This window comes from Pseudomonas sp. Irchel s3a12 (genome assembly GCF_900187485.1).
GTDB lineage: Bacteria > Pseudomonadota > Gammaproteobacteria > Pseudomonadales > Pseudomonadaceae > Aquipseudomonas > Aquipseudomonas neuropathica.
Genome location: NZ_FYDN01000025.1, coordinates 13,575 through 28,949, shown reverse-complemented (window position 1 = coordinate 28,949; position 15,375 = coordinate 13,575). Strand labels below are relative to the sequence as shown.

Genomic DNA, 15,375 nt, shown 5'->3' with positions numbered 1-15,375 from the left:
GCAATGCTCGAAGATAAACCGGCATAGGTCCCCCCGTTTGCTGATCGCTACCATGGACTCAGACCTGATCCAATGGGAGCTCGACATGACTCACGCTAAAACCCTGTTCATCACCGGCGTCAGCAGCGGTTTCGGCCATGCGCTGGCCAAAGAAGCTATTGCCAACGGCCACCGTGTCATCGGCACTGTGCGCAATGAAACCGACCTGAAAAACTTCCAGGCACTGTCCCCGGACAACGCTTACGGGGTGGTGCTGGACGTCACTGATTTCGAGCGTATCGACAGCGTCGTTGCGCAAGTCGAAGCCACTCACGGTCCCGTCGACGTTTTGGTCAACAACGCCGGATATGGCCACGAAGGCATTTGCGAAGAATCACCGCTGCAAGACATGCATCGTCAATTCGACGTCAACGTGTTCGGCGCGGTGGCGGTGATCAAAGCGTTTCTGCCCTTCTTTCGCCAGCGTCGTGCGGGGCACATCCTCAATATCACCTCCATGGGTGGCACCATTACCATGCCGGGCATCGCTTACTACTGCGGTAGCAAATTTGCGCTCGAAGGGATCTCCGATACCCTGAGCAAGGAGCTGCAGCCGTTCAACATCTTCGTCACTGCCGTCGCACCGGGTTCGTTCCGCACGGATTGGGCGGGCCGTTCGATGCAACGCACCGCGCGCAGCATTGCCGACTATGACGCCAGTTTCGATCCGATCCGCAAAGCCCGCGAAGAGAAAAGCGGCAAGCAACTCGGCGACCCGCAAAAGGCTGCCCAAGCGATGCTGCAGATCATCGCCAGCCCGACACCACCGGCCCACTTGCTATTGGGCAGTGACGCCTTGCGTCTGGTCCGTGACAAACTGAAAAATGCAGCCAGCGAGATTGACCAATGGGAAGCGCTGAGCCGGTCCACCGATCATTGAGAGAGGATGTGATGACGCAGGTCGATGCAGGCACCGCGCGCATGGTGCAGCTCATGAAAGCCCTCGCACCGATCGAAGGCTACAATCTCAGCGCCCTCGAAGGCGTGCGCTTCCTGCGTTCGAATCGCCCCCTGACGCGCACCCCGGTGCTGTATGACCCCGGCATCGTGATTCTCTGCCAGGGCCGCAAACGCGGCTATCTGGGAGAGGACACCTACGTCTATGACGCCCAGCACTATCTGGTGGTCTCGGTGCCGATCCCCTTCACCATGGAGGCCGATGCCACTGAGGCCGAGCCGATGCTCGCGATCTACATGCACCTCGATTTCCAGTTGGCCAGCGAGTTGATGCTGCAAGTGGATGACGTGCATGGCCCAAGCGATGCCCCGCCCAAAGGTATGTATGCCTCGCCGATGGACGCTTCACTGCGGGCAACCACCCTGCGTTTTCTGGAAGCGATGAGCGTTGCCGGCGAAGCGCAAATCCTCGGGCCGTCCCTGCTGCGGGAAATCTATTACCGCATCCTGACCGGTGAGCAAGGTGGCTCCATGCGCGCCGCGCTCAACCGACAGGGACATTTCGGCAAAGTGACCCGTGCGATCCGCAAGATCCATAGTTGTTATCAGCAGCGACTCGACGTCGAGCAACTGGCCCATGAAGCGAGCATGAGCGTGCCGAACTTCCACCTGCACTTTCGCAGCGTGACCGACACCTCACCCATGCAGTATTTGAAGTCGACGCGTTTGCATCAGGCGCGCCTGTTGATGTTGCGCCAGGCCATGAGTGCCTCGGCAGCCGCCTTCAACGTTGGCTATGAAAGTGCTTCGCAATTCAGTCGTGAGTTCAAACGCTTCTTCGGCAGGACGCCACAGGCAGAGATTGAATGGATGAAGGCAACGTATGCACTGCCATTGCCGACCACAGCGTCGGAGTATGTTTCGTCGCATTGACGGTCACGCCACAAACGAAAAGCCTGCTTTTCAGGGCAGGCTTTTTTCGTTGTGTGTAGCGGTGAGCGCTGAACGTGCACTAGTCGTAAAACGCCTCAACCAACACCCGACTGCCGACAAAAAAACTGTCCGCCACCAAGCGCAACGGCTGCACATCCAGGTCACTGGCCTTGTCGCCAATCAACTGCTGAAAATGCCGATACACCGCTGCGTACTCACCTTCCTCCGACACCGCTTGGCGCACACCGTCAATGCTCAACAGCGCGCCGCCGTTATCCAGGCGCAACACGCCTTCAGCGCAACGCACCTCGATGCTCCACAGCTCATCGTGCCCATGGTCAAAATCAAATTCCGCGCGTACATCGAGGCGGCGCGGGTCGGACATTTTGATCGACGCGGCAATTGGCGACTGGCAGTTGCTCGGTACGCGCAGTTCAGCCGATTCGACAAACAAAGGCAGCGCCAGCAAATGAGTGACGATCGACAAGGCATTGATGCCCGGATCGAATACGCCGAGGCCGCCAGGTTGCCAGATCCAGGCCTGACCGGGATGCCATTTGCGCACGTCTTCTTTCCAGTCGATCTGCACGCTTTGCAGGGTACGCGAGGCGAGCCAGTCGCGGGCGGCTTCGATGCCGGGCGCGTAGCGTGAGTGCCAGGCAAACAAGGCGCTGACGCCCTGCCCGGCAGCCTGATCGACCAGCGCCAGCGCCTCGCCCAAGGTGGCGCACGGCGGTTTTTCCACCAGCACGTGTTTGCCGGCGGCCAGTGCTTGCTGCACCAGCGCAAAACGACCTTGCGGCGGCGTGCAGAAGGCAATCGCATCCACCGGCGGACCGTTTTCCAGCAACTCGCTCAAGGACTGGAAGTTCTCCACGCCCGCGCAGGGTTTGCCTTGAGTGGCGACGGAGACCAAGTGGAAAGCGGGATTGGCGTTGATCGCCGGGACGTGTTGATCCTGGGCGATCTTGCCGTAGCCCACCAGACCGAGACGGATTGGTTGCATCAATGACTCCTGTTTTGATTTTGTTGTCGTCAGTGAACCGGGAGATTACCTGCAAACGCCACAAGCGTCTGTCCGCGCAATGTCACAACGACGCACAGGATCAGGCAAGGATTGCACAGGAATGCACTACTGCCCGCAGCGCTGAACAAGCAACAATGCCTTACGACAAACCGATTGAGGATGTTCCCATGCTTGTTCAAGCCTATGGTGCCCACGCTGGCGACAAACCCCTTGAGCCGATGCAGATCAACCGCCGCGCGCCGGCCGCCCATGATGTGCAGATCGACATCGCGTTCTGTGGCATCTGCCATTCCGACCTGCACCAGGTACGGGCGGAATGGGCCGGTACGCAGTTCCCGTGCGTACCGGGGCACGAAATTGTCGGTCGTGTTTCGGCTGTCGGCGCGCACGTCGCGGATTTCAAGGTCGGTGATCTGGTCGGCGTCGGTTGCATCGTCGACAGCTGCAAACATTGCGATGACTGCGAAAGCGGGCTGGAAAACTACTGCGACGGCATGATCGGCACCTACAACTTCCCGACCCCGGATGCACCGGGCTGGACGCTGGGCGGCTACTCGCAAAACATCGTCGTGCATGAACGCTACGTGCTGCGCATCCGTCATCCCGAAGCGCAACTGGCCGCCGTCGCACCGCTGCTGTGTGCCGGCATCACCACCTACTCGCCGTTGCGCCACTGGAACGCTGGCCCGGGCAAAAAAGTCGGTGTGGTCGGCATCGGCGGCCTTGGCCACATGGGCATCAAACTGGCCCACGCCCTGGGCGCCCACGTTGTGGCGTTCACCACCTCCGAATCCAAACGCGAAGCGGCCAAAGCGCTGGGTGCCGATGAAGTGGTGGTGTCGCGCAATGCCGAAGAAATGGCCGCCCACGCCAAGAGTTTCGACTTGATCCTCAACACAGTCGCCGCGCCGCACGATCTCGATGCATTCCTCGTGCTGCTCAAGCGAGATGGTGCGTTGACGCTGGTGGGTGCGCCGGCCACCTCGCACCCTTCGCCGAACGTGTTCAATCTGATCATGAAGCGCCGCACGATTGCCGGTTCGATGATCGGCGGCATCCCGGAAACCCAGGAGATGCTGGATTTCTGCGCCGAGCACGGCATCGTTTCCGACATCGAACTGATCCGCGCCGACCAGATCAACGACGCCTACGAGCGCATGCTCAAGGGTGACGTGAAGTATCGTTTCGTGATCGATAACGCAACGTTGGCCGGCTAAACCTCAGCGCCCATTGGCCATTAAGCGCGGCCAATGGGCCATTGAATTCCGTCGCCGGGATTTGACAGGTCCGGCGTTGCTCGCCAGAGTCGCACCCCTTTGCCTGCCATCAAGGGGTTGCCGTTGAACGAACAGACATTGTCCATGCGCCTCGAGCGGGTGGCTGCCCACGTACCTGCCGGTGCGCGACTGGCGGATATCGGCTCGGATCACGGCTATCTGCCGGTGGCGCTGATGCGTCGTGGTTTGATCACTGCGGCGGTGGCTGGCGAGGTTGCGGCGACGCCGTTCCACGCGGCTGAACGCACCGTGCGCGAGAATGATCTGCAGCAGCGCATCAGCGTGCGCCGGGCGGATGGTCTGGCGGCGATCAAACCCGACGACGGCATCACCGCCGTCAGCATCTGCGGCATGGGCGGTGAAACCATCCGTGACATCCTCGACAACGGCAAGGCCCACCTCAGCGGCGAGGAACGTCTGATCCTGCAACCCAACGGCGGCGAGCAACCGTTGCGCCAATGGCTGATGGAAAACGGCTACCGCATCCTCAGCGAAGAGCTGCTGCGGGAGAACCGCTTCGACTACGAAATCATCGTGGCCGAACGCGCTGAACCAGTGACCTACACCGGTCAAGAACTGTACTTCGGCCCGCTACAGATGCAGGCACGCAGTCCGGAGTTTCTGGCCAAGTGGCAACGCATACTGAACGAAAAGCAAAAGACCCTCGGTCAGTTCGCCCGGGCGCAGCAGGCTTTGCCCGAGGCGAAGGTACGAGAGATCACGCGACAGGCTGAATGGATCGCGCAGTTGCTGGCTTGAGAAGCCGTGGCCGGCAGGTGCGCATGCGCCAATTCCGCGGGCAGGCTCGCTTCCAGATTCTGGTATTGACCTCACGTCAACACTTCGCCCTTTCGTCCCTGGGCTTTGCTTTTGTCACCGTCACACTTGAACGGGAGTCCAAGTGTGACGGTGACGTGATGCTGCCCTCCCTTGAATTACAGTTGAGGGATAACGTTGTAAATCTCTGGCGGAGAGAGTTCTGAGTTCGCTTGAAAACCCTGACGTCATTGCCTTCCTCCGCAGCCGCTACCGCCCACTGCATTCAAATTACATTTCTTCACTAAGGTCAAACGCCACGCCGCTGGCTCTCCGTCAGCGGCATTACAGCACTCAGCTGACGACCGCACCCTTCGGGCCACTGGCAATCAGCGCAGCGCCACAGGCGGTTTTCATGCCATCGAGCGCGATGGGCGTGCCATCGACGGTGTAGGTGCTGCTGCCCTCGGCAATCGGGAATATCCCTTTGCACAACGGGCAACTGACCTTGTGACCGACACCGGCAATCGGCTTGCCATTGAGGTCAGTCCGGGAGAAGGCTTCGAGGACCTTGCCACCGTGAGTGGTGGAGTCGCCCAAGCGAATGGCGTCTTTCATGTTGTCACTCCTTTGACCAAGCCGCTGATATTCCAATTGATCCACGGGATCAATCAAACGCGAAACCGGTGGTGAACCGGCTTCAATACTCCTTACTCAGCCATCCAGACATCTTCATAGTCGGCTGTATCGATGATGAATTTTGCGCCAGTGGGCAGACAAAGATAATTCACAACCTGAGGCAACATTTCACTCAGGTGGTGAACATGGACAGGCTTGTAGAAGTCATCCGCGTCAGAGAACTCACCACAGTGAATAAACCAGCTGATATTGCCGTCTTCCGGCAATTGAACTCTTGTGCCATAAATCGGCGACTTGCCAAGCGAGTCAATAGCGATCGCGACCATCTCTTCGGGCGGTTGCACAGGCATTCCATACTTGCTACAGATTTCTGTTTGCGCCTGGTCCGGATAAACAGCGTCAGCCTTTTGCATAAATCAGATCCCCAGCTTGGTTTTCATACATTTTGAATACGATGATGCATGCCCACCCTGTTTTTTTGAGCAGACGGGGCAGTGTGACTGCACAGCCAACAACGAGGACTGATGCGTCACATCGTTAGTGCCCGTTCGATAATACTCCACCACCAAGGCATCTTTGTGATCAGCAACCATTTTAGGCGCCACGGTTCCACACACCACACAAGGTAGGCCCTGTACCGAGGCGGTTTGCGCCGTAGTAGGCCCACACGCCGAACTTCGAGCGTAAGGCTTTGTAATGCCAGGTTTTGGCATCGCTTTCCAGCTCGATCTTCGGTTTGACGAAGTCGTAATCACGGCGCGTGGTGCGGCTGGTGCGGGTGGCCAGACGCAGGCCGAAACGTTTGACCACCGGTTTGTCGGCGACCAGTCCGGAGTCCTGCTGATAGGCCACTGGCGCGAGTTTCGGGAACACTGTCTGGTCATCGCCGAAGGTCAGTTTGTGGCCGCTGGACGTGTGCTGGAAGTGGTAGTGAATGCCCTCCTCTTCACACAGGCGCTGGATGAAATCCAGGTCCGACTCGTCGTACTGCACGCAGTAAATACGCTCGGGGTAAATCGCGCTGAGCTGGAAGTGGTAATCGCTGGCGAGGATGCCGTGTTCTTCCAGCACCTGGCTGATGATCTGCTGCACGGTCATCTGCTGGAAGATGCGCTGATTGACCCGGTGCGCGAGGTAGGCCAGTTGCGGGCGCAGGGAAATCTTGTAGCGGGTCAGGCGCTTGCCCGCCTCGCCCTGGGCAATGCTGTAGACCAGCCCGTGAATGCCAGTGCCAGTTGGCGACAGCTGAAGAAACGCCAGTTTGTGCAGCACGCTTTCGAGGTTGATCGAGGCCTTTTCGCTGACCAGTTCCAGCTCGAATTCGAATGGCGTGTTGAGTGCCTCACGACCGGTAAACGACAGCACTTGGAAATCGCTGTCGACGCCATCGACGGTCAGATTGAAATGAGGCTGGTTGGCCGGTGAGAACATTCCCTTGTCCCTCGCGCAGTGCTGCGACGCGCCTCAGATTGCAAGAATCTGACGCGATAAATTCTTTAAAAGTGAGTGCGCCCCGACCAGCGATGCCAGCCGGGGCGGTACAACCATCAGCCGTGATTAAACGACTGGAGCACGCCAGTCATCGGAACCCGAAGTACCGGAAACTTCGTGGGTCCAGGTGATTTTGCGGTAGGTGAACTGCACTTCTTCCAGGTGGGTGAAATGCGCGTTGCCTGGATCCTGGCAGTTGTGCATTTTGTTGTTGATGGCGACGATGATCGCGTCTTCCAGTTTGGTGGTGTAGTAGTGCTCTTGGGTGCCTTGCGCCGAAGTGCGGTACCACTGGATAACGATTTCGCTCATGCGCTCGCCGGAAGTCAGCGCAGCTTGCAGCAGAGGCGAAGCCTTGTCGTAGACCTTGGTGATGACCACTGGCTTGTGCACGCGCTGACCGGTTGGCTGACCGGACTGTGGGTCACGCGGGATGATCACGTCGTGGGTGAAAGCCTGCACCATGACCTGGTCTTCATGACCTTCCTGAAAGGTGTTGCCAACGGAATCGGCGGTGAACGCGCCGGCAGTGATCAGACCTTGTTTTTCGCCGGTAACCGACATGTACGCTGGTGTTGCCATGGGATGCTCTCCTTGCTTAAAACACACAACCGGACAGGCACCATTGCCTGTCCGGGCAGGCTTGAGCTGTCAAACTCCATGCCAGCTATCACAAAACCATTATTCTTCAGCGCCTTAAACAAACGACCCGTACGCCGACCTTTGAATAAACGAGATTAAACAAATAAAAGTGCGCAACTTTTTGCGCAGTGGTGTGCAAGAAGTTGCGCACTTGGCTGAAAGCCCCGGTTCATAAGGCCTGCACAGACTTTCCCGGATGAAAACAGGCCAGGTACTGCGCAACTTCTTGCGCACTTCACCGCACGCAGCCATTTGATACACCACATCACAAATGATGTACCTCAAGCCCCATTTATCAATTCCCGCCTGCCTCTTAAAGTCCTCTCCAACAGCCGCCCATCACTCCGACGGGCCAGCGACTGGAGATACCCCAAATGCCTTTCATCAGCGTACGTATCACCCGTGACGGCGTGACCCGGGAGCAGAAAGCCCAGGTCATCAAGGAAATCACCGAAACGATGCAGCGGGTGCTGCACAAGGATCCGAAACTCACCCACATCGTGATCGAAGAAGTCGACACCGATAACTGGGGTTATGCCGGCATCACCACCACCGAGTATCGCCAGCAGCTGTCGGACTCGCAGTCATGAGCCGGGCCGTGAAAATCGATTTCGTCTCGGATGTCGTTTGCCCTTGGTGCGCGTTGGGCGCCACCGCTCTGGAGCAAGCGATCCGCAACCTGGCAGGCGAAGTCGACGTGGAGCTGACCTACAAACCGTTCGAACTGAACCCCGACATGCCCGCCGAAGGTGAACACGCCATCGAGCACATGATGCGCAAATACGGGCGCAGCGCCGAGCAAGTGGCGGACCGCAACGCGATGATCGTCGAACGCGGCGAGCAGATCGGTTTTCACTTCGACCTGGAAAAACGCAGCCATTTCCACAACACCTTCGATGCCCATCGACTGCTGTTCTGGGCCGCCACACAAGGACGTCAGCGTGAGTTGAAGCAGGCGCTGCTCAAGGCCTACTTCACTGACGGCAAGAACCCGAATGACCACGCCACGCTGGTGACACTGGCAGGCGCAGTCGGACTCGATGGCCAGCGTGCGCAAGAGCTTCTGGCCACCGCTGAGTTCAGCCAAGCAGTGCGCGAACTCGAACGGTTTTATCAGCAACGCGGCATCGATTCGGTTCCGGCCATGGTTCTTGATGACAAACAGGTCATCCCCGGTTCCCAGTCCGTCGCTTATTACGAGCAAGCGTTACGTCAGGCAGCACAGGTTGCGGCTCACGCCTGACCTTCGAAATCCGTTTATTCAAACCATCCAGATTGCATGAGGAAACATCATGAGCACGTCCAAGAAAGTTGTAGTGATTACCGGCGCCTCGCAAGGCATTGGCGCAGGCCTGGTCAAGGGATTCCGTGAGCGCGGCTATCAGGTTGTCGCGACATCCCGCTCGATCAAACCGTCCACTGACCCGGACATTCTCGCCGTCGCCGGTGACATCGCCGACCCGCAGACCGCCGAGCGCGTGATCCGTGAAGCCGTCGCACATTTCGGCCGTATCGATACGCTGGTCAACAACGCCGGGATCTTCGTCGCCAAACCCTTCACCGAATACAGCAAAGAAGACTACGCACAGGTCGTGGCGACCAACATGAGCGGCTTCTTCCATATCTCGCAACTGGCCATTGCCGAAATGGAGAAAAACGCCAGCGGCCATATCGTCAGCGTCACCACCAGCCTAGTCGACCACGCGATTGACGGCGTACCGTCGGTGCTCGCTTCGCTGACCAAGGGTGGCATCAACGCGGCGACCAAGTCTCTGGCCATCGAGTACGCCAAGCGTGGTATTCGGGTCAACGCGGTATCACCGGGCATCATCAAAACGCCGATGCACGGCGAAGAAACCCACGCCGCCCTCGGCAGCCTGCACCCGGTTGGGCATATGGGCGAGATCGATGACATCGTGCAGGCGATCCTGTACCTGGACGGCGCGAACTTCGTCACTGGCGAAATCCTCCATGTCGATGGTGGTCAAAGCGCTGGCCATTGATACCTCCCCGCAGCGCCGTCGGTGTGTACCGGCGGTGCCGCTTCATGAGATAAGCCTGAGAATGAACCGTCAGTTGATCCTCGGTGTACTCACATGAAGCGCCATTTTGATGACTTGCAATTGGGCAGTATCGAACTGTTTTGCCTCGCCGCTGAAGCCGGCAGTTTCACCGCCGCCGCGCAGCTCGCCGGTGTAACTCCGGCCGCCGTGAGCCGGTCAATTCTTCGCCTCGAAAAAAGATTGGGTTCACGCTTGTTTGCCCGCACCACGCGCAGCATTCGCTTGACCGAGGCCGGTAGAAACTTTTTCCTGCAGTGCAGCCAGGCGCTGACGCAATTGGTCGAGGCGCAACAAGAAGTCATGGGCGCACAGACCTCACCGTCCGGTCAGTTGCGCATCAGCCTTCCCACCACTTACGGCCATCACCGCATCCTGCCGCTGCTACCAAAATTCCGCGCGCTCTACCCTGACGTCACCGTCGACATCCACTTGGGCAACCGCAATATCGACTTTGTCGGCGAAGGCTACGATCTGGCGATCCGCGTCCGCGCCCAACCGGACTCGACCATGGTCGCGCGCCTGTTGGAGGATGCAAAACTGGTGGTGGTCGCGTCTCCCGACTATCTGAAAAAGGCTGGCACACCGCAGACGCTGGAAGACCTGGTGCAACACGAATGCATTCAGTTCGAACTGCCGAGCAGCGGACGGCGGATCTCCTGGCTGTTCGAGGAAAACGGCCACGACCGTGAAGTGTATTCCGACGGCGGCTACTCCTGTTCTGATGATGTGCTCGGTGGCGTGACCCTGGCCAAGCATGGCGCCGGGGTCTTTCAGACCTACAAATTCATTGTCGAAAAAGAACTGGCCGACGGCAGCCTCGTCGAGGTGCTCGAGCCGTACGCCGGCCGCTCGCGACCTTACACCTTGCTCTACCCGCATGGCCGCTATGTGCCGCAACGGGTCAGGGCGTTTGTCGATTTTCTGCTGCAGTTTCGTGATGAGTGGGCGCAGGCGTAACGCGGTACAAGGGTTAAATCGGTTGAAAGGCGTTCGCCATCAACCGGAAAAGGACTTGTTCGCGCTGACAGCCGGGCGCTGCTGGAAAATTTACAGGGCCGGCGCCATGCTATGCTTCGGAAGAGAAAACGAGGGGTTCATATGACGGGTTCAGCCACTGGCGGCGTTGCGAGCGAAGTCCGCAAACTCGCCCAAAAGCATAAGGTTACCGCTGAGCGTGACAGCATGAGCTGCATGGCCGCGACCATTACTCGTCTGGCAGGCGATGCTGTCGAGCTGGATGGGATTGAGCAATTGCTCGTCAATCTCAAACGTAAAGGTGTTCTCAACAAAGCAGAAATCATGGCCCTTCAAGGACGCTACCTCCAAGAGAAAAGGCGTTGCAAGAGGCAGCTTAGCGCATGACTTTTGACCCCTTCGGCGATTTCGAGACTGAAGGTTATCTTCAAAACTCGCTCAAACTGAAAGACCCTCTTGAAGTCAAAGAGTCCGAGCATCTCTCCTTCGAAGCCAGTATCGAAGATGCCCTTGCCTATCTCGCCAAGCAAAAACCCATCGACTACAAAGCGGTCCTCAAGACCCACGAAATCCTGTTCTCCGGTTTTTATCCGTGGGCAGGAAAAGACAGAAATGAACTGGTCCCCCACCTCGCAGTATTCAAAGGGTCGAAAGATGATCCGCATCACACGATATTCGAACGTCCTGACCTGATCAAAAGATCCGTGGAATACGCCTTTGAACTCGCAGCAAACAAAAAACGTTTTCGTCAGCGCCCCGGCGAAGTAATGGGCCAGTTGGCGTCCGCCCACCCGTTTTTGGATGGCAATGGCCGCACAATCCTGCTCATCTACATGGAGTTGTGCTATCGGACCCGGTTCGCTATCGACTGGTCGAGAACCAATAAAGACGACTACTTGCGAGCACTCGCCGACGAGATTCGAGACCCTTTCAAAGGCCATTTGGATGGTTATCTGACCCCCTTCGTCGTCGATATCTCCAGCCGCGATGAATGGCCAGCAATGATTGGCGGGATAAAGGGTCTGGACGGACTCGACAAGGAAGGGATTACGTATGAAAGCCTGGATGATCCGGAGGTCCAGCGACTTTATAAAACGTATCGAGCAACTTCTCTTGAATAATCCGCGCTCTCCGTGGTGTCGCGGTTGAATTCCGGGGTTTGACTTAACAATGACAAAAGCCTGCTTTTCAGGGCAGGCTTTCGTTTGGATCGCGCAGGCTTACTTCTGCTGAGCGGTGAGCGCCGAGTAGCTGTTCATCAGGTTGCGGTAGTTGGGAATCCGCTGCGACAGCAGATTACCCAAGCCTTCAATATCGTTGCGCCAGTCGCGGTGCAGCTCACAGGCCACCGAGAACCAGTTCATCATCTGCGCACCGGCCTGGGTCATGCGGCTCCACGCGGCTTGTTGCACAGTGGTGTTGAAGGTGCCGGAAGCATCAGTTACCACAAACACGTCGAACCCTTCCGCCAGCGCCGACAAGGTCGGGAACGCTACACACACATCCGTTACCACACCGGCAATGATGATCTGCTTGCGGCCAGTGGCTTTGATCGCCTTGACGAAGTCTTCGTTGTCCCAGGCGTTGATCTGACCTGGACGAGCGATGTACGGCGCGTCCGGGAACATCTCTTTCAACTCCGGTACCAGCGGGCCGTTCGGGCCTTGTTCGAAACTGGTGGTGAGGATGGTTGGCAGTTCGAAGAACTTGGCCAGATCCGCCAGGGCCAGCACGTTGTTCTTGAACTCGTTTGGCGAGAAGTCCTGCACCAGGGAAATCAGGCCGGTCTGGTGGTCAACCAGCAGCACGATGGCGTCGTCTTTGTTGAGGCGGTTGTAGGTTGGAGTGGTCATGATTTGCTTCCCTTTTGAGTTTTTGAAGTTGTTGTTGCGTTCAAGTTGGGTACAGATTACTGACGCACAGGAACGGGATAAATCGGCTGAAAAGCGTTTATCCGTCAACTCAAAAAGGACAATCTCTAGCGACCACAATCGCGCCACCTCGCCCACCGAGCGCGTGCTGTTGAGCAGGAAATTGCGCGCCGCGTGCATCCTGCGTTCGAGCACCCGCTCACTAACGGGCATGTGCCGAAGCCGCCGCCCTCACCCTAGCCCTCTCCCTCAGGAGAGAGGACCGATTGGGGGATATTGCCGATGAACGCCGACGTGCAATAGCGCCGGTGAATCCAATACCGTCAAGCATCGCCGATGCCCGCGTAATCGACGCGACCTGTCAGGTCGATGCATAACGCAATACACCTCGGTCGGTTCCCTCTCCCCGAGGACAGGGGACCGATTGGGGGATATTGGCGATGAACGCCGACGTGCAATAGCGCCGGTGAATCCAATACCGCCAAGCATTGCCGATGCCCGCGTAATCGACGCGACCTATCAGTTCGATGCATAACGCAAGACGCCTCGGTCGGTTCCCTCTCCCTCCGGGAGAGGGCTGGGGTGAGGGGCTGCCGTTGCAGCGTCGAGCTCGGCTTACAAGGTGTAGGAAATCCCCACCTGCACGGTTCTTGGTGAACCTGGATAGGCGTAGACGTTACCGAACGCGCCCTCTTCATAATCGCGGTCAAACAGGTTTTTCAGGTCAAGGTTGAGCCGCACTTTCTCGTTGACCTTGTAGAAGCCGAGCAGGTCGACAACGGTGTAACTGTCCATCGAGAACGCGGTATTGGCGGTTTGCCCGGCACGCTGGTCGACATACTTGAGTCCGGTGCCCAGGCCCAGGCCTTTTAGCGCACCGTCCTGAAACTCGTAGACGTTGAGCAGGCTGAAGCTGTTTTGCGGAATGTTCATCAGGCGCGTGCCAGAGCGGATCACATTGTCCTTGGTCACCTCGGCATCGACGTAGGCGTAGCCGCCGATCACTCGCCACTCGGGTGTCAGGTTGCCGGCGACGTTCAGGTCGAAACCACGGCTGCGCACTTCTCCGGCGGCGACGTTGAAGGTCGAGTCAACCGGGTCAGTGGTCAGCACATTGCGTTTTTCGATCTGGTAGATCGCCGCATCCACGCTCAACTGATGGTCCAGCGCTTCCCACTTGATGCCCATTTCGTAGGACTTGCCCTTCTCCGGTGCGAAGCCTCCGCCCGTACGACTCGCGCCGGTATTGGGTTTGAACGAGCGCGCCGTGTCGGCATAGATCGCCAGAGTCTCGGTCAGGTCGTAAGTCACGCCGAGGCGCGGGGTCACCGCGTTATCACTGGCCTGCCAGTTTTTGCCGCCCGGCACATAGGTTTCATAGTCGTGCTCGAAACGCTCAAAACGTGCGCCGGCCAAGACCTTCAGACGCTCGGTCAACGCGACCTGATCCTGTACAAACGCGGCGTAAGTCTTGAGGTTTTCCTTGTCGTGGGTTGGCGTGCGCGTCAGTGCCGGACGCGGCTGGCCGTAGACCGGATCGAAGATGTCGATCGGGTAGGCGCCGACCGCGCCGCTGGAGCGCTGAATGATCGACTTGTAGTCATAATCTTCATACTCAATGCCGGTCAACAAGGTGTGCTGCAAACCACCAGTGCTGAAATGCCCGGTCAGATTGAGCTGGGTGTCCTTGTCGGTCCATTCCAGTTTGCGGTAGTTGAAGTTGCGCCCCAGGGTTCGACCGTCATCGGCAATGCCGTTGGCCTCGATCGCATTGCCCTCAAGCGAGCCGTCGAGCCACTGGAAACCACCGCCCAGCGTCCAGTCATCATTGAGTAGATGTTCGAAACGCAGTTGCGCCATGTTGTTGTCGTTGTGCAATTTGCCGGCGTCTTTTTCGCCGAAAAACGTGTCACGCGAGGCGGTGCCGATCTGCTTGGCGTAACGCGTCACACCGCGATCCAGCGGATGATTGTTGCGCATGAAATCACCCTCGAAGATCACTCGAGTAGTATCGCTGGCCTGCCAGGTCAGAACCGGCGTGATGCCGTAGCGCTCGGTCTCGACGTGATCGCGGAAGGTATCGCCGCCCTCACCCACCACGTTGAGTCGATAGGCCAGGCGCCCCTCTTCATCCAGCGGGCCGGAGGCGTCCAGGGTGCCGCGCTTCATGCCTTGATCATTCAACTGACTGCCCAACGTGACCGTGCGCTCGGCCAACGGCTGCTTGGACACAACGTTGAAGGTGCCGCCGGGATCGCCACGGCCGTAGAGCATCGTCGCCGGCCCGCGCAGAACTTCCAGACGCTCGATGGTGTTGGCATCGGGCATGTTCGGGTAGCCGCGATTGATCGGGAAGCCGTTGCGGTAGAACTCGCCGGTGGTGAAACCGCGCACGGTGAACGTCGTCAGGCCCTGCCCGCCAAAATTGTTCGCCCGGCCCACACCACCGGCATAATCCAGCGCATCTTGCAGACGCGTGGCGCCGAGGTCTTCGACAGCATCCTTGGTGACCACGCTGATCGATTGCGGGGTTTCATGGATCGAGGTGTCGGTACGGGTGGCACTGGCAGAACGTGTGGCGCGGTAACCCTGCACCGGGCCGTCAGCCCGTTCGTAATCCGCTGTACCGACCACGTCGGTCGCCTCCAGCTCTAGCGCTGCGGGTGTTGATTCGGCCTGTTCGGCCCATGAGGAAGGGGACAACGCCTGCAGCACGCAAATTGAAAGCAGAGTACGACGCATGAAATGAAAACCTTACGAATAGG

17 protein-coding genes are annotated in these 15,375 nt (G+C 58.2%); 10 read left to right on the top strand and 7 right to left on the bottom strand.

Annotation, left to right across the window (positions count from 1 at the left end):
- The first annotated feature begins 85 nt into the window (after window positions 1–85).
- Together CKW14_RS28755 and CKW14_RS28750 are read left to right on the top strand one after the other, a co-directional pair.
- Window positions 86–919 (top strand): oxidoreductase, encoded by an 834-nt coding sequence (locus CKW14_RS28755; RefSeq protein WP_095126639.1) that lies wholly within the window; start codon window positions 86–88, stop codon window positions 917–919.
- Between the two features lie 11 nt (window positions 920–930).
- Window positions 931–1,869 carry an AraC family transcriptional regulator gene (locus CKW14_RS28750; RefSeq protein WP_095126633.1) on the top strand — a complete coding sequence of 313 codons (939 nt, stop codon included), beginning with the start codon at window positions 931–933 and terminating at the stop codon, window positions 1,867–1,869.
- A 79-nt stretch (window positions 1,870–1,948) separates the two neighbouring features.
- Here CKW14_RS28750 and CKW14_RS28745 read toward each other — a convergent pair whose 3' ends face one another.
- A complete protein-coding gene (locus CKW14_RS28745; protein ID WP_095047864.1) occupies window positions 1,949–2,875 on the bottom strand; it encodes a Gfo/Idh/MocA family protein in 927 nt (308 codons plus the stop codon).
- A 188-nt stretch (window positions 2,876–3,063) separates the two neighbouring features.
- Here CKW14_RS28745 and CKW14_RS28740 point away from each other — a divergent pair, with 188 nt between their 5' ends.
- Both CKW14_RS28740 and CKW14_RS28735 read left to right on the top strand, forming a co-directional pair.
- Window positions 3,064–4,113, top strand: a complete 1,050-nt coding sequence (locus tag CKW14_RS28740; protein WP_093431666.1) for an NAD(P)-dependent alcohol dehydrogenase — start codon at window positions 3,064–3,066, stop codon at window positions 4,111–4,113.
- 123 nt (window positions 4,114–4,236) lie between these two features.
- Window positions 4,237–4,932, top strand: coding sequence for a class I SAM-dependent methyltransferase (locus CKW14_RS28735; RefSeq protein WP_281062960.1), 696 nt, complete (start codon window positions 4,237–4,239; stop codon window positions 4,930–4,932).
- A 351-nt stretch (window positions 4,933–5,283) separates the two neighbouring features.
- Here the strand turns inward: CKW14_RS28735 and CKW14_RS28725 are convergent, their stop codons facing one another.
- The 4 genes from CKW14_RS28725 to CKW14_RS28710 form a co-directional block, all read right to left on the bottom strand.
- Window positions 5,284–5,547: a PAAR domain-containing protein gene (locus CKW14_RS28725; protein ID WP_011333757.1), complete on the bottom strand. Its 264-nt coding sequence runs from the start codon at window positions 5,545–5,547 to the stop codon at window positions 5,284–5,286.
- 92 nt (window positions 5,548–5,639) lie between these two features.
- Window positions 5,640–5,981: a hypothetical protein gene (locus tag CKW14_RS28720; RefSeq protein ID WP_095047867.1), complete on the bottom strand. Its 342-nt coding sequence runs from the start codon at window positions 5,979–5,981 to the stop codon at window positions 5,640–5,642.
- A 181-nt stretch (window positions 5,982–6,162) separates the two neighbouring features.
- Complete coding sequence (tssI, locus tag CKW14_RS28715; RefSeq protein ID WP_256579875.1) at window positions 6,163–6,999, bottom strand: type VI secretion system tip protein TssI/VgrG; 837 nt, start codon at window positions 6,997–6,999, stop codon at window positions 6,163–6,165.
- 126 nt (window positions 7,000–7,125) lie between these two features.
- Window positions 7,126–7,641 carry an Hcp family type VI secretion system effector gene (locus CKW14_RS28710; protein WP_008084998.1) on the bottom strand — a complete coding sequence of 172 codons (516 nt, stop codon included), beginning with the start codon at window positions 7,639–7,641 and terminating at the stop codon, window positions 7,126–7,128.
- A 434-nt stretch (window positions 7,642–8,075) separates the two neighbouring features.
- On the opposite strand from CKW14_RS28710, the gene CKW14_RS28705 reads away from it, so the two are divergent.
- The 6 genes from CKW14_RS28705 to CKW14_RS28680 all read left to right on the top strand — a co-directional run bounded on the left by CKW14_RS28705 (window position 8,076) and on the right by CKW14_RS28680 (window position 11,860).
- A complete protein-coding gene (locus tag CKW14_RS28705; protein ID WP_095126632.1) occupies window positions 8,076–8,291 on the top strand; it encodes a 4-oxalocrotonate tautomerase family protein in 216 nt (71 codons plus the stop codon).
- Entirely contained in the window at window positions 8,288–8,944 is a 657-nt protein-coding gene (locus CKW14_RS28700) for a DsbA family oxidoreductase (protein WP_095126631.1), read from the top strand. The genes CKW14_RS28705 and CKW14_RS28700 overlap by 4 nt, the downstream gene beginning before the upstream one ends.
- Before the next feature lie 49 nt (window positions 8,945–8,993).
- Window positions 8,994–9,704: an SDR family NAD(P)-dependent oxidoreductase gene (locus tag CKW14_RS28695; protein ID WP_095047870.1), complete on the top strand. Its 711-nt coding sequence runs from the start codon at window positions 8,994–8,996 to the stop codon at window positions 9,702–9,704.
- Between the two features lie 93 nt (window positions 9,705–9,797).
- Window positions 9,798–10,721, top strand: a complete 924-nt coding sequence (locus CKW14_RS28690; RefSeq protein ID WP_095126630.1) for a LysR family transcriptional regulator — start codon at window positions 9,798–9,800, stop codon at window positions 10,719–10,721.
- 141 nt (window positions 10,722–10,862) lie between these two features.
- The gene (locus CKW14_RS28685) at window positions 10,863–11,126 is read left to right on the top strand and encodes a hypothetical protein (RefSeq protein ID WP_095126629.1); all 264 of its coding nucleotides are present in this window, start codon (window positions 10,863–10,865) and stop codon (window positions 11,124–11,126) included.
- Window positions 11,123–11,860, top strand: coding sequence for a Fic family protein (locus CKW14_RS28680; protein ID WP_095126628.1), 738 nt, complete (start codon window positions 11,123–11,125; stop codon window positions 11,858–11,860). The genes CKW14_RS28685 and CKW14_RS28680 overlap by 4 nt, the downstream gene beginning before the upstream one ends.
- A gap of 99 nt (window positions 11,861–11,959) precedes the next feature.
- On the opposite strand, the gene ycaC is transcribed toward CKW14_RS28680, so the two are convergent.
- Window positions 11,960–12,592, bottom strand: coding sequence for an isochorismate family cysteine hydrolase YcaC (gene ycaC, locus CKW14_RS28675; RefSeq protein ID WP_007916011.1), 633 nt, complete (start codon window positions 12,590–12,592; stop codon window positions 11,960–11,962).
- 633 nt (window positions 12,593–13,225) lie between these two features.
- Window positions 13,226–15,352: a TonB-dependent siderophore receptor gene (locus CKW14_RS28670; protein ID WP_095126627.1), complete on the bottom strand. Its 2,127-nt coding sequence runs from the start codon at window positions 15,350–15,352 to the stop codon at window positions 13,226–13,228.
- Window positions 15,353–15,375 lie beyond the last annotated feature (23 nt).